At 65.8% G+C, this 22,436-nt stretch carries 24 protein-coding genes; 19 read left to right on the plus strand and 5 right to left on the minus strand.

What is annotated here, in order from left to right; all coding sequences use genetic code 11:
* Window positions 1-23 precede the first annotated feature (23 nt).
* The 5 genes from cysK to GR328_RS26665 all read left to right on the plus strand — a co-directional run bounded on the left by cysK (window position 24) and on the right by GR328_RS26665 (window position 2,269).
* Complete coding sequence (cysK, locus tag GR328_RS11115; RefSeq protein WP_160884591.1) at window positions 24-1,004, plus strand: cysteine synthase A; 981 nt, start codon at window positions 24-26, stop codon at window positions 1,002-1,004.
* Between the two features lie 144 nt (window positions 1,005-1,148).
* Window positions 1,149-1,505 (plus strand): hypothetical protein, encoded by a 357-nt coding sequence (locus GR328_RS11120; protein WP_160884592.1) that lies wholly within the window; start codon window positions 1,149-1,151, stop codon window positions 1,503-1,505.
* A 12-nt stretch (window positions 1,506-1,517) separates the two neighbouring features.
* Complete coding sequence (locus GR328_RS11125; protein ID WP_160884593.1) at window positions 1,518-1,751, plus strand: hypothetical protein; 234 nt, start codon at window positions 1,518-1,520, stop codon at window positions 1,749-1,751.
* 10 nt (window positions 1,752-1,761) lie between these two features.
* Window positions 1,762-2,082, plus strand: coding sequence for a hypothetical protein (locus GR328_RS11130; protein WP_160884594.1), 321 nt, complete (start codon window positions 1,762-1,764; stop codon window positions 2,080-2,082).
* Window positions 2,083-2,104: 22 nt separating this feature from the next.
* On the plus strand, window positions 2,105-2,269 hold the full coding sequence (locus GR328_RS26665) for a hypothetical protein (protein WP_170304115.1): 165 nt from the start codon (window positions 2,105-2,107) through the stop codon (window positions 2,267-2,269).
* A gap of 164 nt (window positions 2,270-2,433) precedes the next feature.
* Here the strand turns inward: GR328_RS26665 and typA are convergent, their stop codons facing one another.
* Together typA and GR328_RS11140 are read right to left on the minus strand one after the other, a co-directional pair.
* Window positions 2,434-4,260, minus strand: a complete 1,827-nt coding sequence (typA, locus tag GR328_RS11135) for a translational GTPase TypA (RefSeq protein WP_160884595.1) — start codon at window positions 4,258-4,260, stop codon at window positions 2,434-2,436.
* A gap of 313 nt (window positions 4,261-4,573) precedes the next feature.
* The gene (locus GR328_RS11140) at window positions 4,574-5,683 is read right to left on the minus strand and encodes a site-2 protease family protein (protein ID WP_160884596.1); all 1,110 of its coding nucleotides are present in this window, start codon (window positions 5,681-5,683) and stop codon (window positions 4,574-4,576) included.
* Window positions 5,684-5,982: 299 nt separating this feature from the next.
* Between GR328_RS11140 and GR328_RS11145 the strand changes: the two genes are divergently transcribed.
* Both GR328_RS11145 and GR328_RS11150 read left to right on the plus strand, forming a co-directional pair.
* Entirely contained in the window at window positions 5,983-7,851 is a 1,869-nt protein-coding gene (locus GR328_RS11145; protein ID WP_160884597.1) for a tetratricopeptide repeat protein, read from the plus strand.
* A 441-nt stretch (window positions 7,852-8,292) separates the two neighbouring features.
* Window positions 8,293-8,448: a hypothetical protein gene (locus GR328_RS11150; RefSeq protein ID WP_160884598.1), complete on the plus strand. Its 156-nt coding sequence runs from the start codon at window positions 8,293-8,295 to the stop codon at window positions 8,446-8,448.
* 99 nt (window positions 8,449-8,547) lie between these two features.
* Here the strand turns inward: GR328_RS11150 and GR328_RS11155 are convergent, their stop codons facing one another.
* Both GR328_RS11155 and GR328_RS11160 read right to left on the minus strand, forming a co-directional pair.
* The gene (locus GR328_RS11155) at window positions 8,548-9,090 is read right to left on the minus strand and encodes an MOSC domain-containing protein (protein WP_160884599.1); all 543 of its coding nucleotides are present in this window, start codon (window positions 9,088-9,090) and stop codon (window positions 8,548-8,550) included.
* Between the two features lie 3 nt (window positions 9,091-9,093).
* Window positions 9,094-10,326, minus strand: coding sequence for an argininosuccinate synthase (locus GR328_RS11160; RefSeq protein ID WP_160884600.1), 1,233 nt, complete (start codon window positions 10,324-10,326; stop codon window positions 9,094-9,096).
* Between the two features lie 256 nt (window positions 10,327-10,582).
* On the opposite strand from GR328_RS11160, the gene GR328_RS11165 reads away from it, so the two are divergent.
* The 12 genes from GR328_RS11165 to GR328_RS11220 all read left to right on the plus strand — a co-directional run bounded on the left by GR328_RS11165 (window position 10,583) and on the right by GR328_RS11220 (window position 22,000).
* Window positions 10,583-11,212: a 2-hydroxychromene-2-carboxylate isomerase gene (locus GR328_RS11165; protein ID WP_160884601.1), complete on the plus strand. Its 630-nt coding sequence runs from the start codon at window positions 10,583-10,585 to the stop codon at window positions 11,210-11,212.
* 335 nt (window positions 11,213-11,547) lie between these two features.
* Window positions 11,548-13,248, plus strand: a complete 1,701-nt coding sequence (gene rpsA / locus GR328_RS11170; RefSeq protein WP_160884602.1) for a 30S ribosomal protein S1 — start codon at window positions 11,548-11,550, stop codon at window positions 13,246-13,248.
* A gap of 331 nt (window positions 13,249-13,579) precedes the next feature.
* On the plus strand, window positions 13,580-14,548 hold the full coding sequence (gene sppA / locus GR328_RS11175; protein WP_160884603.1) for a signal peptide peptidase SppA: 969 nt from the start codon (window positions 13,580-13,582) through the stop codon (window positions 14,546-14,548).
* 26 nt (window positions 14,549-14,574) lie between these two features.
* On the plus strand, window positions 14,575-14,889 hold the full coding sequence (gene ihfB / locus GR328_RS11180) for an integration host factor subunit beta (RefSeq protein WP_160884604.1): 315 nt from the start codon (window positions 14,575-14,577) through the stop codon (window positions 14,887-14,889).
* Between the two features lie 17 nt (window positions 14,890-14,906).
* Window positions 14,907-15,257: a lipopolysaccharide assembly protein LapA domain-containing protein gene (locus GR328_RS11185; RefSeq protein ID WP_160884605.1), complete on the plus strand. Its 351-nt coding sequence runs from the start codon at window positions 14,907-14,909 to the stop codon at window positions 15,255-15,257.
* Window positions 15,258-15,281: 24 nt separating this feature from the next.
* A complete protein-coding gene (lhpI, locus tag GR328_RS11190) occupies window positions 15,282-16,229 on the plus strand; it encodes a bifunctional Delta(1)-pyrroline-2-carboxylate/Delta(1)-piperideine-2-carboxylate reductase (RefSeq protein WP_160884606.1) in 948 nt (315 codons plus the stop codon).
* 9 nt (window positions 16,230-16,238) lie between these two features.
* Window positions 16,239-16,898: a phosphoribosylanthranilate isomerase gene (locus GR328_RS11195; protein WP_160884607.1), complete on the plus strand. Its 660-nt coding sequence runs from the start codon at window positions 16,239-16,241 to the stop codon at window positions 16,896-16,898.
* A 76-nt stretch (window positions 16,899-16,974) separates the two neighbouring features.
* Window positions 16,975-18,225: a tryptophan synthase subunit beta gene (gene trpB, locus GR328_RS11200; protein WP_160884608.1), complete on the plus strand. Its 1,251-nt coding sequence runs from the start codon at window positions 16,975-16,977 to the stop codon at window positions 18,223-18,225.
* 161 nt (window positions 18,226-18,386) lie between these two features.
* Window positions 18,387-19,226, plus strand: a complete 840-nt coding sequence (gene trpA, locus GR328_RS11205) for a tryptophan synthase subunit alpha (RefSeq protein ID WP_160884609.1) — start codon at window positions 18,387-18,389, stop codon at window positions 19,224-19,226.
* 109 nt (window positions 19,227-19,335) lie between these two features.
* Entirely contained in the window at window positions 19,336-20,241 is a 906-nt protein-coding gene (gene accD / locus GR328_RS11210) for an acetyl-CoA carboxylase, carboxyltransferase subunit beta (RefSeq protein ID WP_160884610.1), read from the plus strand.
* Between the two features lie 14 nt (window positions 20,242-20,255).
* The gene (locus GR328_RS11215; RefSeq protein ID WP_160884611.1) at window positions 20,256-21,581 is read left to right on the plus strand and encodes a bifunctional folylpolyglutamate synthase/dihydrofolate synthase; all 1,326 of its coding nucleotides are present in this window, start codon (window positions 20,256-20,258) and stop codon (window positions 21,579-21,581) included.
* Window positions 21,582-21,592: 11 nt separating this feature from the next.
* Window positions 21,593-22,000: a VOC family protein gene (locus GR328_RS11220; protein ID WP_160884612.1), complete on the plus strand. Its 408-nt coding sequence runs from the start codon at window positions 21,593-21,595 to the stop codon at window positions 21,998-22,000.
* Window positions 22,001-22,057: 57 nt separating this feature from the next.
* Here the strand turns inward: GR328_RS11220 and trxA are convergent, their stop codons facing one another.
* Window positions 22,058-22,378, minus strand: coding sequence for a thioredoxin (gene trxA, locus GR328_RS11225; protein ID WP_160884613.1), 321 nt, complete (start codon window positions 22,376-22,378; stop codon window positions 22,058-22,060).
* Between the last annotated feature and the right edge of the window lie 58 nt (window positions 22,379-22,436).

Below are 22,436 nucleotides of genomic sequence, written 5' to 3' on the forward strand. Positions count from 1 at the left end.
CTCCCATTCTCATGGAGGACTTTATGGCTGATACCCTCAACGCCTCGGACGCCCCCGCAAAGCCCGGCCGAGGCCGCGTCTACGGCTCCATTACGGAGACGATCGGCAACACTCCGCTCGTGCGGCTGAACCGGCTGCCGGGGGAACACGGAGTGGATGCGGAGATCCTCCTCAAGCTCGAATTCTTCAACCCGATCTCCAGCGTGAAAGACCGTATCGGTGTCAGCATGATCGACGCACTGGAAGCCGCTGGCCGGATCGGGCCCGGTGCGACGCTGATCGAGCCCACCTCCGGCAATACCGGTATCGCGCTCGCCTTCGTGGCGGCCGCCCGCGGCTACCGTCTAATCCTCGTGATGCCTGAGACCATGTCCATCGAGCGCCGCAAGATGTTGGCCTATCTCGGCGCCGAGCTCGAGCTCACCCCCGGCCCGCAGGGGATGAAGGGCGCGATCGCCCGCGCCGAGGAATTGCTCAACGAGATTCCGGGCTCCGTCATTCCGCAGCAGTTCCGGAACCCGGCCAACCCTGAGATCCACCGGAGGACCACCGCCGAGGAGATCTGGAACGACACCGACGGCCAGCTCGACGTCTTCGTGGCGGGTGTCGGCACCGGCGGCACCATCACCGGCGTCGCCCAGGTCATCAAGCCGCGCCTGCCCGCCATGAAGGTGTTCGCCGTGGAGCCCGAGGATTCCCCAGTGCTCTCCGGCGGCCAGCCCGGCCCGCACAAGATCCAGGGCATCGGAGCCGGTTTCGTGCCGGACGTGCTCGACCGCTCCCTCATCGACGGCGTGATCACCATCGGCAACCAGACGGCGTTCGACATGTCGCGCCGGCTCGCCCGGCTCGAGGGCATTCCTGCCGGCATCTCCACGGGCGCCAATGTGGCGGCGGCCCTGGAGATCGCGGCCCGGCCCGAGTTCAAGGGCAAGCGCATCGTCACGGTCGCACCGTCCTTCGCGGAGCGCTATCTCTCGACGGCCCTGTTCGAGGGGCTCTGAGCCCCTTCCTGACCGATCCTGCAAGGGCGGCGTTCTCAGCCGCCCTTTTTGTTTTTGGGGCCGCAAGCTTGGCCAGAACTTCCCCAAACCCGTCGGGTTCTCCTGAAAGCTCATGAATTCAAGGATATTCCGAAGGAGTTGATCATGGCGGAGCGCAAGGCGCCTCATTCGCTGAAAGACCAGGACGCGGACCAGATCCGCAACGAGCAGCGCGGCGGCATCGACAGTCCGGTCGATCCGAACCGCGAGGGCGGACCCGAAGGCAACGCCACCCTCCGCCGCGTCTGGAGCGAGCCCGGCGGCGAGGCCTATAATTATCGCCAGGGCCAGACGGGTCAGACGAGCCAGGCGGGCATGGACGGCCATGACGAGCTCACCGCCGCCGAGACTCCCGAAGCCACCAAGCATCTGAGCGATGCAACGCTTTCGCCGCAGGACAAGGACGCGACGGCCGAAGCGATCGAGCGCGCGACGACCGTCAACGGCAAGGATCAGGGCTGACAGGAGAGCCACATGGGTAATGCAGGCTACGGCAACCACACCGAGGACACGAAGAGGCACGTCGATTCCGAACGGCCGGATCCGAATGCCGGCGGCGCGGGCTCGTCCGACAACAAGCCAGGCGCTGTCCCGCCCGCGGTCGGCCCGCACGGAAAGCCGTCGCTGACGAATCCGGATGCGACCCCCGGCACGGGAGCCCTGCCGGATGTGGGCGACCGCGACGCAACCGATTCCACCAGCTCGTGAAGGACCCGAGATGACCCAAAATCCGAATTCCGGTCCGCGTGTCCCCACCGAGCGGCCCGACCCTGAAGACGCGGCGCGCAATCCGCGGCCCGGATCCGATGACCGGCCAGGCTTCGACCTCGGCGGCTCGGTCGATGAAACGAACGCGACGGGAACCGGCTCCAGCACCATTCCGGGCGGTCCGAAGGGCAGCCCGCCGAGCGGCACCGATGCCGGCGGGCGCGCCACGGGCCAGACCGATCCCAGCGGCTCGCGCTCACTCGGCAATGAAGGCGATGCGGGCTCCGAATCCGGCTCCGGGCCGACGAGCGGCTCCGGCGGCCCGACCTGAGGCAAGAGAAAGGACAGCAGCGATGGCTCACTCCGACGACAAGTCCAGCCAGGCGAATGAGAAGGACATCAGCGCTCCGCGCCTGACCCCGCAGGGCCGCGAGAGCCCCGGCGCGTCCGGCGAGGATTCGACCAATCCCATGGGCGAGGGCGCCAAGAAGGGCCAGGACGACAAGGCCGAGGGGTAATGAGCCCCTTCTTTCATCACGGCCTTGTGCCGGTGATCCCGATCACCCGAGATGCAGCGCTTTTCGTCTCGGGGACGGCCATGACGAACTGACGGGAACTTGACCGACGGCACGAAAAAGGCCGCCCGATGGGCGGCCTTTCAACGTGTGCCCGAGGCGCTGCCTCAAGCGCTCAGCGCTTCCTTCTGCTTCTCGGCGCGCTTGCGGTTATTCGGGTCGAGGATCGCCTTGCGGATGCGGATCGACTTCGGTGTCACTTCCACGAGCTCGTCGTCCTGGATCCAGGCGAGCGACTTCTCGAGCGTCATGCGGATCGGCGGGGTGAGGCGCACCGCCTCGTCCTTGGAGGTCGTGCGGATATTGGTGAGCTTCTTGCCCTTCAGCACGTTCACCTCGAGGTCGTTCTCGCGGTTGTGCTCACCGACGATCATGCCCTGATAGACCTTCCAACCGGGCTCGATCATCATCGGGCCGCGGTCCTCCAGGTTCCACAGCGCATAGGCCACCGCCTCGCCCGAATCGTTGGAGATCAGCACGCCGTTGCGGCGGCCGGCGATCTCGCCCTTGTAGGGTTCGTAGGCATGGAACAGGCGGTTCATGATCGCCGTGCCGCGGGTATCCGTCAGAAGCTCGCTCTGGTAGCCGATGAGGCCGCGGGTCGGAGCGTAGAACACGAGGCGCTGGCGGTTGCCGCCGGAGGGGCGCATCTCGACCATCTCGGCGCGGCGCTCGGACATCTTCTGCACCACGACGCCGGAGAACTCCTCGTCCACGTCGATCACCACTTCCTCGACGGGCTCGAGAAGCTGGCCGTTCTCGTCCTTTTCGAACACCACGCGGGGACGCGACACGGCGAGCTCGAAGCCCTCGCGGCGCATGGTCTCGATCAGGATCGCGAGCTGCAATTCGCCGCGACCCGAGACGTAGAACGAGTCTTTGTCGGCCGCCTCTTCGATCTTGAGGGTCACGTTGCCTTCGGCCTCCTTGAACAGGCGGTCGCGGATCATACGGCTCGTCACCTTGTCGCCCTCGGTGCCCGCGAGCGGGCTGTCGTTGACGATGAAGGACATGGTCACGGTGGGCGGATCGATGGGCTGGGCTTGGATCGGAATGTCGTTCTCGGGCGCGCAGAAGGTATCGGCCACCGAGCCCTTCACGAGGCCCGCGATGGACACGATGTCGCCTGCCTCGCCCACGTCGATGGGCTGCCGCTCCAGGCCACGGAAGGCCAGGATCTTGGACACGCGGCCGGTTTCCACCACGTTGCCCTCGCGGTCGAGCACTTTGATCGACTGGTTCGGCTTCACCGTGCCGGAGCTGATCCGGCCCGTGACGATGCGGCCCAGGAAGGGATTGGATTCGAGCAGCGTGCCGAGCATGCGGAACGGGCCTTCCTCGGTCTTGGCCGGGGGCACGTGCTCAAGGACGAGGTCGAAGAGCGGGGCCAGGCCCTGGTCGCTCGGGCCTTCCGGGGACTGCGCCATCCAGCCGTTGCGGCCGGATCCGTAGAGGATCGGGAAGTCGAGCTGCTCGTCGGTGGCGTCGAGCGCTGCGAACAGGTCGAACACCTCGTTGATCACCTCCTGATGGCGGGCGTCGGGACGGTCGATCTTGTTGATGGCCACGATGGGCCTGAGGCCGATCTTGAGGGCCTTGGACACCACGAACTTGGTCTGCGGCATCGGGCCTTCGGCCGCATCGACGAGAACGATGGCGCCGTCCACCATGCTCAGGATGCGCTCCACCTCGCCGCCGAAATCGGCGTGGCCCGGCGTGTCGACGATGTTGATGCGGGTGTCCTTCCAGACCACCGAGGTCGCCTTGGCCAGGATAGTGATGCCGCGCTCCTTCTCGAGGTCGTTGGAATCCATCGCGCGTTCTTCGACGCGCTGGTTCTCGCGGAACGCGCCGGACTGCTGGAGCAGCTTGTCGACGAGAGTGGTCTTGCCATGGTCGACGTGTGCGATGATGGCGATATTGCGCAGTTTCATAAGGGGTCTTTCAAGTCAAAGCGGCCCGGTTCGCGGCAAGCTCTGCCGCGCCCATGGCTCAAACCGGGCGGAAAACTGATGAGCTGCAATATAATAATTAGTCTGCGGCGGCAATAGGGCGCCTCTCGAAGCTTTGATGAGCGGGCCGTTTCAAGGGCCGAGCGGGGCCGTTCCAGAGAGCGGTCCGCCTCGACGGGGAGGACGTGAGGAGGAGATCCGGCCGCTCCTCGCGGATGTGCCGTTTTCGTCCTGGCCGGCTGGTCCCCGCTATCCCCGCCTCGGAAGCGCGGCGTGTCCGAAGACGTGGTTCCGCTCACGCGTAAGGCCGGCGCGTGCGGAACCGCCAGTCCGGACGGATGCTGCGCACCATCATCATCTCGCCGAGATTCTCGGGCGTCAGGAGCCCGACGAGCCGCTGATCGCGGTTCAGGACGAGAACGGCGGGAGCTCTGGCCTTGTTGAGCAGGGTGACGGCCGCCTCGAAGGGCTGCCATTCCTGGACCGTCGGCATGTCGCGGGCCATCACCTCGAGAACGGGAGTTGCGGGTCCACCCTGCCGGAGGGCGACGATCAGGCCGTCGCGGGTCAGGAGGCCGCGTGGGTGGCCTGATCCGTCGACCACCGGAAATTCCTTCTGCGCGGTGCGCAGCATCAGGTCGACGGCATCGTCCAGGCTCGCGGAGGCGGCCAGCGTCTCGACGGGACTTATCATGCCCGCATGCACGGGCAGCCCCTGAGTCGCCCCCCGGAACGACACGTCCTGCGCCTCCGCGGAGGCGGCGAGATAGACGAAAAGGGCGATGACGATCAGCATCGGATTGATAAAGAGGCCGAGGAGGGCAAACAGGAAGGCTGCGCCCTGGCCGATCCGCGCCGCGATGCGGGTGGCGTCGGCATAGTTCATGCGCATCGCCAGAAGAGCCCGCAGCACGCGCCCGCCATCCATGGGGAAGGCCGGGATCATGTTGAACACCACGAGGAAGATGTTGGCGGCTGCAAGCCTGGCCATGATGCCTGCCTGCGGGTTCTCGAGGGCCGTCGTGGCGGCGGTGTCGATGCTCAGGTCCAGGACGAGGATGATCGCAGCCGCGATCGCCACGTTCACCAGGGGCCCCGCCGCAGCGACCGCCAGCTCCTCGCGGGGCTTGTCGGGAATGCGCTCCAGGCTCGCGACGCCGCCGATGGGCCAGAGCGTCACCTCGGGCGTCCTGATGCCGTAGCGCCGGGCCACGAGGATGTGCCCGAATTCATGGGCCAGCACGCAGGCGAAGAGCAGCACGATGAACAGCACGCCGTCGAAGGCGGCCGCCTGTCCCCCGGCGCGCCATTGCGCCGCGCCGATCCAGATCAGGAACAGCAGGAAGGTCATGTGGATGCGCACCTCGGTGCCGGCGATGCGCGCGACGGGGATGGACCATGGCATGGATCTCTCCGGGAGCTTTTGCGCTCAAGGTAGGGCGGCACGGGCCCGTTCAAAACCCAGGGAACGAGATGTGACGAAGGTCACAGACCTTCGCCCGCCAGGGAGGCAGGGTGAGAATGTTCCCCGGCAGGAAAGCTCTGCGGGGAACGGAGCGAATATCCTCGCCTATGGCGCCGGTCGCCCGGAGAACCCGAGACCTCCCGCGGACCGGCAGGCGACGCAACCCGGCAGGGTGGATTCGGCAGGCTCTCGGACCGTCTTTTGCCTGCAATCCGTTCCGCTGACATGGGAGGCTTCTCATGACGACTCGCCTAACGAAGCGCTCGACCGCATCCGTCCTGCTCATGACGAGCGCGGCCGCCACCCTTGCTCTGGCGACGTCCGCCGCCGCCTGTCCTCTCGGCGACCACAACAGCCCGCGCGTGAAGTTCCTCCACGGGCTGAGCCACGGACCGGGTCATGGTCCGGCCCCGCGGATGACCCTGGCACAGGCCGATCATCGGACACATCCTCAGCCGCCGGCGCGCAACGAGCTCGGAGCCTACAGCCGCGATCTCCCGAAAGGCGCGGCGGCTCCACGCGCCGAGGAGAGGCCGCCCGTCTACGACAACCTCGGCCGGTTCACGTGGTCCGGCGTCGGTCCATCGGTGCAGGAGGCCCGCGCCTATTTCGATCAGGGCTACCGCCTCGGCTGGGGCTTCAACCACGCCGAATCGGCCCGGGCCTTCCGGGCGGCGCAGGATCTCGATCCGGATTGCGCAATGTGCCTCTGGGGAGAGGCGTGGGTGCTGGGACCGCATATCAACTACCCGATGGAAGCGGCCGCCAATGCTCGTGCGCTCGTAGCGCTCGAACAGGCCAAGCGCCTTGCGCCCGCCGGCGGGGTGGAGGCTGCCCTCATCGAGGCACTCTCGCAGCGCCATTCGCCCGATCCGAAAGCCGACCGCAAGGCGCTGGACCAGGCCTATGCGGATGCGATGGAGGCCGTGCAGGCCCGCTTCCCCGACGATCCCCATGTCGCGCTCCTGACCGCCGACGCGCTCATGAATCTCAGCCCCTGGGACTATTGGGCCGACGGAGGCAGGACCCCGAAGGGCAGGACCGCCCGCATGGTCGAGCTCATCGAGGGCGTGCTCGGCGACCGGCAGGTGGGCTCCCTCCGGGCGGAGCCCGACCATCCGGGGGCCATTCACCTCTACATTCACGCCGTCGAGGCCTCCGACCGGCCGGAGCGCGCAGCGCCTCACGCGGCGCGACTGGCGGCGCTGATGCCCGGGGCCGGGCACCTGGTGCACATGCCGAGCCACATCTGGTACCGCCTCGGCCGCTGGCGCGAGAGCCTGGACGCGAACATCCAGGCCGCCGCCGCCGACGAAGCGCTGCTGAAGAAGGGCGGCGCAAGCCTGCTCTATTCGGAGGGCTACTACGCCCACAACGTTCACTTCGTGATGGCATCGGCCCTGATGGGCGGAGACGGCAGGACCGCCGTGATGGCGGCCGAGAAGCTCGGCGGCATCGTCTCAGACCGCACCCAGCGCGAAGTCCCCTGGACCCAGCCCATCGCCGCGGCAGCCTATACGGCCCATGCGCGCTTCTCCGAGCCGGAGGAGGTGCTGGCCCTGCCTGCGCCGGATGCGAATTTCCCCTTCGTGCGCGCCGCATGGCACTATGCCCGCGGGATTTCCTTCGCGCGGCTCGGACGGGATGACGAGGCGCGTGCCGAAGTATCCGCCATCGCGGCACTGGCGAACACGCCGGAGATCACGGCGCTGCCCGATCTCGGCGTGCCGGGTCCGGACATCCTCGCCATCGAGGCGAAAGTGATCGAGGGCCGGATCGCCCAGGCTAAGGGCGATCATGGAGGGGCCGCCGCGCACTTCTCGGAAGCCGCCGGGATCCAGGACCGGCTGCCCTACATGGAGCCGCCCTTCTGGTACTATCCGGTACACCAGTCGCTCGGCGCGGCCCTGCTGCAGCAGGGCAAGCCCGAGGAGGCGCAGGCCGCCTTCCGGGAGGCCATCCAGCGGGCGCCCAACAATGGCTGGGCCGCCGCCGGGCTGCTCCGGGCCGCCGAGGCGCGGGGCGACGCCTCGGCCGCCGATGAAGCGAAGGCGCTGATAAAAAAGAACTGGTTCGGCGAGGGCGATCCTCCCCTCGATCGGCTCTGATCTTCGGCCCTGCGCGGACCGGCGACCGGATCCAGGTTCGCGCCGTGTCGCTTGTCCGCCATACTCCACCGTCATCCCCGGCCGCGAGCCGGGGACCTCTTTCCCTGGTGCGGTCCTTTCAAGTCGTGGATGGCCGGGTCAACCCCGGCCATGACGATGGAGAAGACGCGTCGGGCGCCTCAAGCCAGTTGACCCCGCGCCATGCGACCGTGTTATTTCGTCACCGGAGCCGGGCGCACCCGCCTCCGGGGCGTGAGAACCCCTCCAAGAGCGGCCCGGTACCGGCTGCAAAGATGCCTTCCCACCTTACGGTCGGAGAGGCGGTGACGCATGTCCAGGGCGAAAGCCTAAAGGTCATTCCAGTCGTCTGTGGGCGGCTTCTCGACTCCCCGGCCACTAGGAGACCCGGTGGGCGCCTCATCTCAAAAGGGGAGTGCCGTCATGTTCTTCCGCCGTAAGCCCAAACCGTCCCTCGCACAGGTGGAAACGCTGACGCAGGAAGCCGTCGCTCTTGTCGATGAGGACTGGCGCGACAAGGATTACAGGTCAAGTCAAGCCGATCTGAAGACATTTCTTCGGCTGAAGCGGATGCTCTGACGCAGCTACGCCACCGTGCGACGCCTCGCTATCCGCATGGAGCGGCGTTTCCACGGCGAGCGGGAGGTCAACGAGCAAAAGTGGTTGCGCTGAACGCTCTCACACCCGCTCAAGCCGGCGATGCGGCCCGAGGGGCAGAGTGACGGCAATCCTATCGCCGGGACGAACCTCGCCGCCCGTCAGAACGATTCCCATGACTCCCGCTTTGCGAACGAGCTGTCCTGCGCCGTCGCGGTCGAGCACGGCGGCCATGAGGCCTTTCTGAAAACGGTCGATCTGGACGCAGGGATTGCGCAGGCCCGTCAATTCCACGACGGCGCAAGCGCCGAGATGAAGCCTCGTGCCGACGGGAAGGGCGAGCAGGTCGAGGCCGCGGGTGTTGAGGTTCTCGCCCAACTCTCCCTGCGCGACGGAAAAGCCTTTCTTGGCCAATTCCTCGAAGAGTTCCGTGTGAATGAGATGGACCTGGCGCAGATTCGGCTGGGTGGGGTCGACTTGCACGCGGGAGCGGTGCTTGACCGTTTCTCCTGCATGAACATCGCCTTCGATGCCGAGCCCGGCCAAAAGCCGGATCCTCGCCACATTCGGCTTGGCGAAGGAATGCGTCGGGCTGCGGCTGACGGCAACGACCGACGCATCCATGTCTTAAAGCCCGAGCTTCTTCTTGCGTTGGGCGAGCGTGCGCAGGCGCAGCGCGTTCAGCTTGATGAAGCCTGCGGCGTCCCGGTGGTCGTAAGCCACCGCGCCTTCCTCGAAGGTCACGAGGTCCTGGTCGTAGAGCGTGAAGGGGCTTGTCCGGCCGATGAGGTGGACGCCGCCCTTGTAGAGCTTCAGCTTCACTTCGCCTGTGACGAATTCCTGGCTCTTGTCGATGAGAGCCTGGAGCATCTCGCGCTCCGGCGAGAACCAGAAGCCGTTGTAGATGAGCTCGGCATATTTCGGCATCAGCTCGTCCTTCAGGTGCGCGGCGCCGCGGTCGAGGGTGATGGACTCGATGCCGCGATGGGCAAGGTGAAGGATCGTGCCGCCGGGCGTCTCGTACATGCCGCGGCTCTTCATGCCCACGAACCGGTTCTCGACGAGATCAAGGCGGCCGATGCCGTTGATGCGCCCGAGTTCATTGAGCTTCGCAAGGAGGTCGGCCGGACCCATCTTCTTGCCGTCGATGGCGACCGGATCGCCTTTGAGGAACTCGATGCTGATCACTGTCGGCGTGTCGGGCGCGGTCTCTGGATCGTTGGTGCGCGAATAGACGTAATCCGGCACTTCCATCGCGGGGTCCTCCAGCACCTTGCCCTCGGAGGAGGCGTGCAGGAGGTTGGCGTCGACGGAGAACGGAGCTTCGCCGCGCTTGTCCTTGGCGATCGGGATCTGGTGGGCCTCGGCGAAGGCGATGAGCTGCTCGCGGGAGCGCAGGTCCCATTCACGCCAGGGGGCGATCACGGTCACGTCGGGCTTCAGGGCGTAGTAGCCGAGCTCGAAGCGCACCTGGTCGTTGCCCTTGCCGGTGGCACCGTGGGCCACCGCGTCGGCCCCGACCTTCTCGGCGATCTCGATCTGCTTCTTGGCGATCAGCGGGCGGGCGATGGAGGTGCCGAGCAGATAGAGGCCCTCGTATTGCGCATTGGCGCGGAACATCGGGAACACGTAGTCGCGCACGAACTCGTCGCGCAGGTCCTCGATGAAGATGTTCTCGGGCTTGATTCCGAGCAGCTCAGCCTTCTTGCGGGCCGGCTCCAGCTCCTCGCCCTGGCCGAGATCGGCGGTGAAGGTCACCACCTCGCAGCCATAGGTGGTCTGCAGCCATTTGAGGATGATGGAGGTGTCGAGACCGCCGGAATAGGCGAGCACGACTTTGTTCACGCGCGTCGAAGCCATGGTCGATGTTCCAGAATGAAAGGATGCCCGCGACTTAGAACATCGGACCCGAAAGGGGAAGCCACTTTCGGAGACCATCCGTTGCTCCTTTCGGGAGGCTCATCGTATCGTGGGCCGGACCGGACACTCCGCAGGCGGCGGCGCAGGCCCGGGGAGCGATATGCTTCTCCCGCATCCCTGCCCGCAACAGAAGGGGGTGCCCAAGGGAAGAGGGATGCTTTAGCCCCTGGTCCGGAGAGCAAGGAGAGAGGCGCCCATGATCCGTCGTCCGACTTTAGAGTTCTGGTACGAGTTCGCCTCCACCTATTCCTATCTCACCGCCATGCGCATCGAGCAGGCGGCCGAGGAGGCGGGCGTGGAACTCGTCTGGCGGCCGTTTCTCCTGGGTCCCATCTTCAAGACGCAAGGCTGGGACACCTCGCCCTTCAATCTATACCCGTCCAAGGGCCGCTACATGTGGCGGGACATGGAGCGGGAGGCCGTGCGCTTCGGCCTGTCCCTCTTCAAGCCCAATCCCTTCCCGCAGAACACGCTTCTGGCTGCCCGCGTCGCCCTGCTCGGCCTCGACAGGGGATGGACGCCGGTCTTCACCAAGGCCGTCTACACGGCCGAGTTCGGCGAGGGGCGGGACATCTCCGACCCGCAGGTCATTTCCGGCATCCTGTCCGGCCTCGGGCTCGATCCGGAGGATGTGACCGCCGAGGCCCAGTCCGACACCAACAAGACCCGGCTGCGCCGCCTCAACGACGAGGCTCAGTCGCGGGGCGTCTTCGGCGCGCCCACCTTCTTCGCCGAGGACGGCGAGATGTTCTGGGGCAACGACCGGCTGGAACAGGCCCTCGGCTGGGCCGCCACCCAGGCCCGGCGTTCGGAGGTTCCCCTCTGAGGGGCGGTCCGGTGGGCCTTGGAGGCCGCTCCTCGCGCGCCAGATCCTTGAAAGCCTTGTGATCCAAGGCCATTTGGGATAAAGGAACGCCCATTCGACGGATATTGACGGTACGCCGTGTTCGAGGGTGCGTGGTGCGCGCCCCTCTGGCGTTCTGTTAAGGTCTTGACGATGAACGCGTTTCTGTCCGCCGGCGATACGCCGGCCCGCTCGATGGAGCGGTGTGCCCGGGACATGGCCCTCAAGGGGGCGTTCCTGGCATCGGCGGAGGGAAGCGTCCCGATAACACCAGCCGCCGGCGTTGCCCCTTAAACGAGGGCCATTCAGGAGAACCTATGTCTGCAGCTTTCCAACAGCCGAGCCGCGAAGATTTCGCTGCTCTGCTCGAAGAATCCTTCCGTACGTCCGAGATCAACGAAGGCTCGGTGGTGAAGGGCAAGGTGGTCGCCATCGAGAAGGACGTGGCGGTCATCGATATCGGCGCAAAGACCGAAGGTCGCGTCGCTCTGAAAGAATTCACCGGCCCCAATCGCGACCGTGAGATCAAGGTCGGCGACGAGGTCGAGGTTTATGTCGAGCGCATCGAGAATGCGCTGGGCGAGGCCGTCATCTCCCGTGACAAGGCTCGCCGCGAAGAGTCGTGGGTGAAGCTCGAGAAGGCCTTCGAGGCCGGCGAGCGCGTCAACGGCACCATCTTCAACCAGGTCAAGGGCGGCTACACGGTCGACCTCGACGGCGCCGTGGCCTTCCTGCCTCGCTCCCAGGTGGACATCCGTCCCGTCCGCGACGTCACCCCGCTTATGGGCGTGGCCCAGCCGTTCCAGATCCTCAAGATGGATCGCCGCCGCGGCAACATCGTCGTGTCTCGCCGCACGGTCCTCGAGGAGAGCCGCGCCGAGCAGCGCTCCGAGCTCGTGGCCAACCTCGAAGAGGGTCAGGTCATCGACGGCGTGGTCAAGAACATCACCGAGTATGGTGCGTTCGTTGATCTGGGCGGCATCGACGGCCTGCTGCACGTCACCGATATGGCGTGGCGCCGCGTGAACCATCCGTCCGAGGTGGTCACGATCGGCCAGACGGTGAAGGTGAAGATCATCAAGATCAACCACGAGACGCACCGCATCTCGCTCGGCATCAAGCAGCTGCTGGCCGATCCGTGGGAAGGCATCGCCGCCCGTTACCCGGTTGGCGCCAAGCTGAAGGGCCGCGTCACGAACATCACCGATTACGGTGCGTTCGTCGAGCTCGAGCCGGGCATCGAAGGCCTGATCCACGTCTCCGAGATGTCCTGGACGAAGAAGAACGTCCACCCCGGCAAGATCATCTCCACCTCGCAGGAAGTCGAGGTCGTGATCCTCGAGGTCGATCAGGTGAAGCGCCGCATCTCCCTGGGCCTGAAGCAGACGCTGCAGAACCCGTGGGAGGCCTTCGCCGAGAAGCACCCTGTCGGCTCCGTCGTCGAGGGCGAGGTGAAGAACAAGACCGAGTTCGGTCTCTTCATCGGCCTGGAGAACGACGTCGACGGCATGGTCCATCTCTCGGACCTCGACTGGAACCGTCCGGGCGAGCAGGTCATCGACGAGTTCAAGAAGGGCGACATGGTTCGCGCTCAGGTTCTCGACGTGGACGTGGAGAAGGAGCGCATCTCGCTCGGCATCAAGCAGCTGGCCGGCGATCCCTTCGCCGAGGCCGGCGAGCTCAGGAAGGGCCAGGTCGTCACCTGCGAGGTTCTCGAGGTGAAGGACGGCGGCATCGAGGTGAAGATCGTCGACACCGACCTCTCCACCTTCATTAAGCGCTCGGAGCTCGCTCGCGACCGCGCCGATCAGCGTCCGGAGCGTTTCGCCGCCGGTGAGAAGATCGACGCCCGCGTCACTCAGTTCGACCGCAAGGCCCGCCGCGTCACCCTCTCCATCAAGGCCCTCGAGGTCGCCGAGGAGAAGGAGGCCATGGCTCAGTACGGCTCGACCGACTCGGGCGCGTCGCTCGGCGACATCCTGGGTGCGGCGCTCAAGGCTCGTACCGACAAGAAGTAATCGGGCTGCCGGTTTTCGGAACCCGATGGATCCCCGGGCCGCGGCCCGGGGATTTTCATTTTGGAACCCGCGCGACGTCTCGTGCGGGTTTTTTGTTGGTTGCCTGTCTCGCCGCCCTATCTGCCTTTGCTGTGCATCACGCTCCAAAGGCGAAACGGATCTCGCTCGCGCGGCCCTCCGGGTCGCCGGTGCGGCCCCGCGGTTTCTCAGCCCGAGGATGCGCCTCCTGCAAGGAGAGCCCCGGCCCGGCACCCAAAAGTGGATTTCACTTTCGGGCGCGAGGCTCTAGGGTGCTGCCTCCAGATCAGTGAACCGAGTTAGAGACGAACCGATGTCCATCGATGCCGAAGCCATTGCCGACCGCCGCCGCCTGCGCCGAAAGCTCTCGTTCTGGCGCATTGCGGGTTTCTCCGGGCTGATCGCCGCCGTCGCCGCCATCGGCTATGCCGCCGCCGACCGCATGGGCTATGGCGGCGTGCAGCAGCAGATCGCCCGCATTTCCGTCGACGGCCTGATCACCGGTGATCAGCAGCGGATGGCGGACCTGATGAGGCGGGTGGGGGATTCCGGCCTCGTCTCCGGCGTCGTGATCTCCATCAACAGTCCCGGCGGTACCACCACGGGGTCCGAGGAGCTCTACAGGAACATCCGCCGCCTTTCCGAGAGGAAGCCGGTCGTGACCTTCGTGGACGGCACCGCGGCGTCCGGCGGTTACATCACGGCGATCGCCTCGGACTACATTGTCGCCCGCGAAACCTCGCTCGTGGGCTCCATCGGCGTGCTGTTCCAGTACCCCGACCTCACGGGACTCATGAACACGGTCGGGGTAAAGGTGGAGGCCATCAAGTCCGCGCCGCTCAAAGCGGAGCCGAACCCCTTCACGCCCACGAGCCCGGAAGCGCGTGCTGCCGTGCAGACAGTGGTCAACGACACCTATGACTGGTTCAAGGCCCTCGTGCGCGAGCGCCGCCGCCTGAGCGAGAGCGAGTTGGCCGCGGCCTCAACCGGCCAGGTCTTCAACGGCCGTCAGGGTCTGCCCCTGAAGCTCGTAGACAAGGTTGGCAGCGAGCGCGATGCGGTGGCCTGGCTCGAAACCGAGAAGGGCGTGGCCAGGAACCTTCCCGTCCGGGACTGGAAGCCTCGCTCCGACCGCGATTTTTCCCTCTTCGCCATGGCGGCCACGACGGTGAGCCTCCTCGGCTTCGAGAGAGCGGCGCAAGCCCTGCGCCAGGCGGATACTCACGTTGAGGCAGCACAGCTTGACGGGCTGCTGGCCGTCTGGCACCCTTCCGAAAAATAAAGCAGCGTCAAAGATATAGCCTTTCCATGATTAAATCAGAACTGGTGCTCAAGATTGCCGAGCAGAACCCGCATTTGTACCAACGCGACGTGGAGAAGATCGTGAACGCGATTCTCGACACCATCGCAGATGCGCTGGCTCGCGGGGATCGGGTCGAGCTGCGGGGCTTCGGGGCGTTCTCCGTGAAGAAGCGGGACGCCCGCACGGGCCGCAACCCGCGCACGGGTGAATCCGTTTCCATCTCCGAGAAAGTCGTGCCCGTCTTCAAGACGGGCAAGGAAATGCGTCAGCGGCTCAATGCTCCGGCATCCAAGGTGCTGAAGGCGGCCGCGGCCCAGTAACGGTTTAAGAGGTGCTCGTGATTCGCTTTCTTAAAGCGCTCATTCTCCTGCCGATCGCGATTCTGGTGGTGCTGCTCGCGGTCGCGAATCGCGCTCCGGTGACCCTGTCCCTGGACCCGTTCTCGCAAGAGGCGCCCGAATTCGCGACACAGCTGCCGCTCTTCGCCGTGATCTTCGCCGCCGTCATGGTCGGCGTCGTTATCGGCGGAACGGCGAGCTGGCTCGCTCAAGGCAGAAACCGCAAGTCGCGCCGGCAGCTCCGGCGCGAGACGCGGCAGCTGCGCCACGAAACCGAGCGCCTGCGCAGCCAGAACGCGGCGGCGGGCCTGCCGGCAACGCTGCCGTCCCCGCAGTCGCAGAGCCTTTAGCTCCTTCCGAAGCGACCCCTGCCCATGCGCGTCATTTCCTCTGCCGAGATCGATCGGGCTCTCGCCTTTCCTGCCCTGGTCGATGCCTTGGGTAGTGCCTTTCGCAGCGACATGGTCACGCCGGTGCGCCACCATCACGATATCGAGCGTGCGGGGGCTCACGGCACCTTGCTGCTGATGCCTTCCTGGACGGGGCCCGCCACTCAAGGCGGCTTCGTCGGCGTGAAGGTGGTTTCCGTGTTTCCGGAGAACGGCGCGAGAAATCTTCCCAGCGTCATGGGTTCGTATCTTCTCATGGACGGTGGGACGGGCGCGCCGGTCGCCGTACTCGACGGCACGCGGCTGACCGTGTGGCGCACGGCCGCGGCCTCGGCGCTCGCGGCGCGGTATCTGGCCCGCGCGGATTCGAGCCGCATGGTCATGGTGGGATCGGGTGCGCTCGCGCCCTTCCTCATCCGCGCTCACATGAGCCAGCGGCCCATCCGCGAGGTGTCTCTGTGGAATCACCGGCCCGAGAAGGCCGAGGCCCTGGCGGCGGAGCTTCGCGCCGAGGGACTGCCCGTCTCGGCGGTCACGGATCTCGAGGCGGCGGTGCGGGAGGCCGACCTCGTCTCCTGCGCCACGCTTTCCACCTCGCCCATCGTGAAGGGCGCCTGGTTGAGGGAGGGCGTGCATCTCGATCTGGTGGGCGCCTTCAATCTGAAGATGCGCGAGGCCGACGACGAGGCCCTGCGCCGGGCCCAGGTCTATGTCGACACGGAGGCGGCCAAGTTCGAGGGCGGGGATGTCGCCGTCTCCATCCAGAAGGGCGCGATCCCAGAGGGCCATGTGCGCGGCACCCTGTTCGATCTCTGCCGCAATCCGCCGCAGCGCGGCGACAAGGTGATCACGGTTTTCAAATCCGTGGGTACGGCGCTGGAGGATCTGGCTGCGGCAATGCTGGTGTGGCGTTCGCAGGCCAATCCGGTATAAAATGAAACAATGAACGCGTTGATCAAGATCTGCGGGCTCTCGACCCCCGAAACCCTCGCGGCCGCGCTGGACGCTGGCGCGGACATGGTGGGCTTCGTGCGCTTTCCGAAGAGTCCCCGCCACGTGACTCTCGACCTCGGCCACCGCCTCTCTCTGCAGGCGAAGGGCCGCGCGAGGCGCGTCGTGCTGCTGGTCGATCCCGGCGACGAGGACATCGCGCAGGCCGTCGAGGCCATCAATCCTGACCTGATCCAGCTGCATGGGAGCGAGACGCCCGAGCGTGTCGCGGAAATCCGCGCAATCGTCCGGCGCCCGGTGATGAAGGCCCTCGGCGTCGCGGAGAAGCGAGATCTGGAGGCTCTTGCCTCCTATGCCACGGGTTCCGACCACATCGTGCTCGATGCCAAGCCGCCCCGCACGGCGGACGCGCTTCCCGGCGGCAACGGCATCTCCTTTGACTGGAAACTCCTGAACGGGCTTGACCCGGCACTTCCCATCATGTTGTCAGGAGGGCTCAACCCCGACAACGTGGCGGAAGCCATCAGGCTCACGAGTCCGAGGGCCGTCGATGTCTCGTCGGGGGTGGAAAGCGGACCGGGCCTGAAGGACTCGAGGAAGATCGAGGCCTTCATCAAGGCGGCCCGGACAGCATTCGCTGCCCAGTCATAGAGGAAGACCGCATTTCCTCCCGGAAAACCGGCAGCCCCGTTTCCGGGGAATGCCCAACCGTTAAGCAGGACAGACCGTGTCAGCTCAAGCCCAACCCAACTCCTTCCGCACTGGTCCCGACGAGCGCGGGCATTTCGGTCAGTTCGGCGGACGCTTCGTCGCCGAGACCCTGATGCCGAACATCCTGGAGCTGGAGAAGGCTTACAACGAGGCCAAGAACGACCCGGCCTTCCACGCAGACATGGAGTATTTCTCCAAGCACTATATCGGCCGTCCGAGCCCACTCTACTTCGCGGAGCGCATGACGGAGCATCTTCGTGAGGTTTCCACGGCCTCCGGCCTGTCGGGCGGCGCGAAGATCTACTTCAAGCGCGAGGAACTGAACCATACCGGCGCGCACAAGGTGAACAACGTGCTGGGCCAGATCCTTCTCGCCCGCCGCATGGGCAAGAAGCGCATCATCGCCGAAACCGGCGCGGGCCAGCACGGGGTCGCTACCGCCACCCTCTGCGCGCGGTTCGGGCTCGAATGCATCGTCTACATGGGTGCGGTGGACGTGGAGCGGCAGAAGCCCAACGTGTTCCGCATGAACATGCTAGGCGCCAAGGTGGTGCCCGTGCAGTCCGGGACGAGGACGCTGAAGGACGCCATGAACGAGGCCCTGCGCGACTGGGTCACCAATGTCGCCGACACCTTCTACTGCATCGGCACGGTGGCGGGGCCGCACCCCTATCCGGCCATGGTGCGCGATTTCCAGTGCGTCATCGGCGAGGAAACCCGCAAGCAGATGATGGAAGCGGAGGGCCGCCTGCCGGATTCTCTCGTCGCCTGCATCGGCGGCGGCTCCAACGCCATCGGGCTGTTCCATCCCTTCCTCGACGACACGGGAGTGGAGATCTACGGCGTGGAGGCCGCGGGCCACGGCCTCGACAAGCTCCATGCGGCCTCGCTCACCGGCGGCCGTCCGGGCGTGCTGCACGGCAACCGCACCTATCTGCTCATGAACCATGACGGGCAGATCGACGATGCCCATTCGATCTCGGCCGGCCTCGACTATCCCGGTATCGGCCCGGAGCATGCTTGGCTGCACGAGATGGGCCGCGTGACCTACATCTCCGCCACCGACGAGGAGGCGCTGGAGGCCTTTCAGCTCTGTGCACGGCTCGAGGGTATCCTGCCTGCCCTTGAGCCCAGCCACGCGCTGGCCAAGGTCGTCGAGCTCGCGCCGCAGAAGCCGAAGGATCACCTGATGGTGGTCAATATCAGCGGCCGCGGCGACAAGGACCTGTTCCAGATCGCAGAGCATCTGGGCAACAAGATCGCTTAGACCTTCTCCCGTCATGGCCGGACTCGCCCCGACCATTCACGCCTTCGGCGTGAGCGGACGTGGATCCCCGAGGCCGGTCCGGGGATGACGAAGGCCTTCATTTCGTATCCTCATGCCGAACAGGTTTCATCCCGACTCTCTCCCGTGCTAAAGACCCGCCCATGACCAAGCGCATCGAAGCCCGTTTTGAGCAATGCCGTGCGGAAGGCCGCGCCGCCCTCGTCACCTACGTCATGGCGGGCGACCCGGATCCGGAGACCTCCCTTGCCATTCTGAAGAGCCTGCCCAAGGCGGGAGCCGACATCGTCGAGTTCGGCTTGCCCTTCACCGATCCCATGGCCGACGGGCCGGCGATCCAGGCGGCGGGCCTGCGCGCCCTGAAAGTCGGCCAGGATACGGTCAAGACCCTCGACCTCGTCCGCCGCTTCCGAGCCGAGGATCAGGACACGCCCGTGATCCTGATGGGCTATTTCAACCCGATCTTCGTCTATGGTGTCGACCGCTTCCTGGCCGACGCCAGGCAAGCGGGCGTCGATGGCCTCATCGTCGTGGATCTTCCGCCGGAAGAGGACGACGAGCTGTGCCTTCCGGCCCTCCAGGCGGGCCTCGCCTTCATCCGTCTCGCCACCCCGACCACCGACGACAAGCGCCTCCCTGCGGTGCTCGCCAATACGGCTGGGTTCGTATATTACGTTTCGATCACTGGCATCACCGGCGCGGCGACGCCCGATTTCGGAAAGGTCGCCTCGGCGGTGGAGCGCATCAAGCACCATACGCCCCTGCCAGTCGTGGTGGGCTTCGGCGTGAAGAGCGGCGCCCATGCGGCGGCGGTGGCTCAAGGAGCCGACGGCGTAGTGGTGGGCTCGGCACTCATCGATGCGCTGAAGGGGACCCTCGACGAACAGGGCCGCGCCACCTCGCGCTCGGTCGACGCCGTCACCACCTTGGTGAAGGAATTGAGCGAAGGCGTGCGCTCGGTGGCCAAGCGCACGGCCGCTTGAAGAAACAACGGACGTCATGACCGGGCTCGTCCCGGTCATCCGCGTCTTTCCACGCCGACAGGGCGTGGATGCCCGGACAGGTCCGGGCATGACGAGAGGATAGATTGAGATGAACTGGATTTCCGAAGTCGTCCGTCCGAAAATCAAGACGCTCTTCAAGCGCGAGACGCCGGACAATCTCTGGATCAAGTGCCCGGATACGGGGCAGGTGGTCTTCCACAAGGACGTGGAGGCGAACCAGTGGGTGATCCCCGGCTCCAACCACCACATGCGCATCTCGGCGACGCAGCGCCTCCAGCTCATGTTCGACGGCGGCACCTGGCTCGACGTGGCGCTGCCGGAAGTGGCCGTCGATCCGCTGAAGTTCCGCGACGAGAAGCGCTATGTCGACCGCCTGAAGGATGCCCGTGCCAAGACCGGCCAGCAGGATGCCTTCAAGGTGGGCTTCGGCCGCGTCGAGGACCTGCCGATGACCATCGCCGTACAGGATTTCGGCTTCATGGGCGGCTCCCTCGGCATGGCCGCCGGCGAGGCCTTCATCAAGGGCGCCGAGACCGCCCTCGACAAGAAGACTCCTTTCGTGCTCTTCGCCGGTTCGGGCGGCGCGCGCATGCAGGAGGGCATTCTCTCCCTCATGCAGATGCCGCGCACCACGGTGGCGGTCCGCCGCCTGCGGGATGCGCGCCTTCCCTACATCGTCGTGCTGACCAATCCCACCACCGGCGGCGTCACCGCATCCTATGCGATGCTGGGCGACGTGCATCTCGCCGAGCCCGGTGCGCTCATCGGCTTCGCCGGCCCGCGCGTGATCGAGCAGACCATCCGCGAGAAGCTGCCCGACGGCTTCCAGCGTTCCGAATACCTGAAGGAGCACGGCATGGTGGACATGGTGGTCCATCGTCATGATCTGAAATCCACCATTGCCCGCCTCTCGCGCCTGTTCATGAAGGCTCCTGCGGCGGCTCCCACCGAAAGCACGACGACCACGCCGGCCGTAGCGGCTGCGGCCGAATAGTTGAGGACGGGGCGTTGGACTCTTCCGATGCGCTGATCGCGCGTTTTCTCGCCCTGCACCCGAAGACCATCGACCTGTCGCTCGGGCGCATTCAGCGGCTGCTCGCGGAGCTCGGTCATCCCGAGCGCCGTCTGCCGCCCGTCATCCATGTGGCCGGCACCAACGGCAAGGGCTCCACCATCGCCTTCATGCGGGCGATTCTGGAGAGCGCGGGCCTTGCCGTTCATGTCTATACCTCGCCGCATCTCGTCCGCTTTCACGAGCGCATCCGTCTCGGCCGCTTCGGCGGGGGGCAATACGTGACCGAGAGCCGCCTCGTCGAGGCCTTCCGCCGCTGCGAGGCGGTGAACAAGGCTCAGCCGATCACCGTGTTCGAGATCACCACAGCGGCCGCGCTGCTGATCTTCGCGGAAGAGCCCGCCGACGTGCTGCTGCTCGAAGTGGGCTTGGGGGGACGCTTCGACGCGACGAACGTGATCGATAAGCCCGCCGCCGCCGTGGTCACGCCCATCGGCCACGACCACGCGGAGTATCTCGGCACGACGCTTGAGGCCATCGCCAAGGAGAAGGCGGGCATCTTCAAGCGCGGCTGCCCGGCCGTGATCGCGCCGCAGGATTACCTGGAGGCCGACCGCACCCTGTGTGGGGAGGCGGAGCGAATCGGCGCGGCGCCTGTGCTCGTCGGCCAGCATGATTTCTCCGTGCATGAAGAGGGAGGCCGTCTCGTCTACCAGGACGAGAACGGCCTGCTCGACCTGCCCCGTCCGAAGCTGATCGGGCGGCATCAGTTCACCAATGCGGGAACGGCCATCGCGGCGCTGCGCGCTGCGGGTTTCGAGCAGTTCGAGACATCCGCCTTCGAGGCGGGCCTCACCCGCGCCGAATGGCCCGGACGCCTGCAGCGCCTCTCGAAAGGGCGCCTGCCCGAGATCGCGCCGCAGGGCTGTGAGCTGTGGCTCGACGGCGGGCACAACATCGATGGCGGGCGCGTACTGGCCGCGGCCATGGCCGATCAGAGCGAGCGCAGCGATGCGCCGCTGGTGCTGATCACCGGAATGCTCGGTACCAAGGATTCCCAGGCCTTCTTCAAGAATTTCTCAGGCCTCGCCCGCGAGGTGATCGCGGTGCCGATCGCAGGCCAGATCGCCGCGCGCCCTGCCGAGGAAGTGGCTGCCATTGCTGCGAGTGTGGGACTCACCACTTCCGTCGCGCCGAGCGTGGAATCCGCCCTGGCCTCGCTGCACGACTACGTTTGGGACCGCCCACCCCGTGTCCTGATCTGCGGTTCGCTCTATCTGGCAGGTGAGGTGCTGGCAGCCAATGGAACGCTGCCCGAATAAGGAAAGCGGCCATGGCCACCAAAATCTACGTCAACCTGCCGGTGAAGGACCTGCAGCGGTCGGTGCGCTTTTTTCAAGGGGTGGGTTTCGGCTTCAACCCGCAACTCAGCGACGAGAGCGCCGCGTGCATGGCGATCTCGGACGAGATCTTCGCTCTGCTGCTCACGGAGGCGAGGTTCCGGGAGATCGCCCGCAGGCCGGTCGCAGACACCACGCGGACGACCGAGGTGATCACCTGCCTCTCGGTGGAGAGCAGGACACGGGTGAACCAGCTCGTCGACAGAGCCCTGGCGCAGGGCGGCCGGGAGGTGCGGGAGCCGGAGGATCACGGCTTCATGTTCGGCCGCAGCTTCAGCGACCTGGACGGGCATATCTGGGAGATCATCTACATGAACCAGAACGCCATGGGCCGGGTGTAGAGCATCGGACGTGAAAAGGGCCCCTGAGGGCCCCTTTCGAATCCCGTACTGAGCCGATCAGGCGGAAGCCTGGATCCACTTCGTGAGGTCGCCCTTGGGGGCGGCGCCGATCTTCTGGGCCACTACCTGACCGCCCTTGAACATCATGAGGGCCGGAATCGAGCGGATGCCGAGCTGGGAGGCGATCTGCGGGTTCTCGTCAACGTTGACCTTCGCGATCTTCACTTTGCCGGCCATTTCGTTGGAAATCTCTTCCAGGGCCGGGCCGATCATGCGGCAGGGGCCGCACCATTCGGCCCAGAAATCGACCACGACGGGCTCGGAGGATTGCAGGACGTCCTGCTCGAAGCTCGCGTCGGTCACCTTAACGGTCGCCATCACATCACCTTTGAACTTTTGATACAGCGACTCAGTGCAGAGCCGCTCGACGATAGGG

It is taken from the genome of Microvirga makkahensis, from assembly GCF_009830105.1.
GTDB lineage: Bacteria > Pseudomonadota > Alphaproteobacteria > Rhizobiales > Beijerinckiaceae > Microvirga > Microvirga makkahensis.

What these genes read in the sequence shown, in the direction of transcription:
- cysK (WP_160884591.1), top strand. Translation starts at nt 24, where the DNA reads ATGGCTGATACCCTCAACGCCTCGGACGCCCCCGCAAAGCCCGGCCGA.
- lhpI (WP_160884606.1), top strand. Translation starts at nt 15,282, where the DNA reads ATGCGCGTCATTTCCTCTGCCGAGATCGATCGGGCTCTCGCCTTTCCT.
- GR328_RS11130 (WP_160884594.1), top strand. Translation starts at nt 1,762, where the DNA reads ATGACCCAAAATCCGAATTCCGGTCCGCGTGTCCCCACCGAGCGGCCC.
- ihfB (WP_160884604.1), top strand. Translation starts at nt 14,575, where the DNA reads ATGATTAAATCAGAACTGGTGCTCAAGATTGCCGAGCAGAACCCGCAT.
- accD (WP_160884610.1), top strand. Translation starts at nt 19,336, where the DNA reads ATGAACTGGATTTCCGAAGTCGTCCGTCCGAAAATCAAGACGCTCTTC.
- GR328_RS11160 (WP_160884600.1), bottom strand. Translation starts at nt 10,326, where the DNA reads ATGGCTTCGACGCGCGTGAACAAAGTCGTGCTCGCCTATTCCGGCGGT.
- GR328_RS26665 (WP_170304115.1), top strand. Translation starts at nt 2,105, where the DNA reads ATGGCTCACTCCGACGACAAGTCCAGCCAGGCGAATGAGAAGGACATC.
- GR328_RS11150 (WP_160884598.1), top strand. Translation starts at nt 8,293, where the DNA reads ATGTTCTTCCGCCGTAAGCCCAAACCGTCCCTCGCACAGGTGGAAACG.
- sppA (WP_160884603.1), top strand. Translation starts at nt 13,580, where the DNA reads ATGTCCATCGATGCCGAAGCCATTGCCGACCGCCGCCGCCTGCGCCGA.
- rpsA (WP_160884602.1), top strand. Translation starts at nt 11,548, where the DNA reads ATGTCTGCAGCTTTCCAACAGCCGAGCCGCGAAGATTTCGCTGCTCTG.
- GR328_RS11165 (WP_160884601.1), top strand. Translation starts at nt 10,583, where the DNA reads ATGATCCGTCGTCCGACTTTAGAGTTCTGGTACGAGTTCGCCTCCACC.
- GR328_RS11155 (WP_160884599.1), bottom strand. Translation starts at nt 9,090, where the DNA reads ATGGATGCGTCGGTCGTTGCCGTCAGCCGCAGCCCGACGCATTCCTTC.
- typA (WP_160884595.1), bottom strand. Translation starts at nt 4,260, where the DNA reads ATGAAACTGCGCAATATCGCCATCATCGCACACGTCGACCATGGCAAG.
- GR328_RS11220 (WP_160884612.1), top strand. Translation starts at nt 21,593, where the DNA reads ATGGCCACCAAAATCTACGTCAACCTGCCGGTGAAGGACCTGCAGCGG.
- GR328_RS11125 (WP_160884593.1), top strand. Translation starts at nt 1,518, where the DNA reads ATGGGTAATGCAGGCTACGGCAACCACACCGAGGACACGAAGAGGCAC.
- trxA (WP_160884613.1), bottom strand. Translation starts at nt 22,378, where the DNA reads ATGGCGACCGTTAAGGTGACCGACGCGAGCTTCGAGCAGGACGTCCTG.
- GR328_RS11145 (WP_160884597.1), top strand. Translation starts at nt 5,983, where the DNA reads ATGACGACTCGCCTAACGAAGCGCTCGACCGCATCCGTCCTGCTCATG.
- GR328_RS11195 (WP_160884607.1), top strand. Translation starts at nt 16,239, where the DNA reads ATGAACGCGTTGATCAAGATCTGCGGGCTCTCGACCCCCGAAACCCTC.
- GR328_RS11120 (WP_160884592.1), top strand. Translation starts at nt 1,149, where the DNA reads ATGGCGGAGCGCAAGGCGCCTCATTCGCTGAAAGACCAGGACGCGGAC.
- trpA (WP_160884609.1), top strand. Translation starts at nt 18,387, where the DNA reads ATGACCAAGCGCATCGAAGCCCGTTTTGAGCAATGCCGTGCGGAAGGC.
- GR328_RS11140 (WP_160884596.1), bottom strand. Translation starts at nt 5,683, where the DNA reads ATGCCATGGTCCATCCCCGTCGCGCGCATCGCCGGCACCGAGGTGCGC.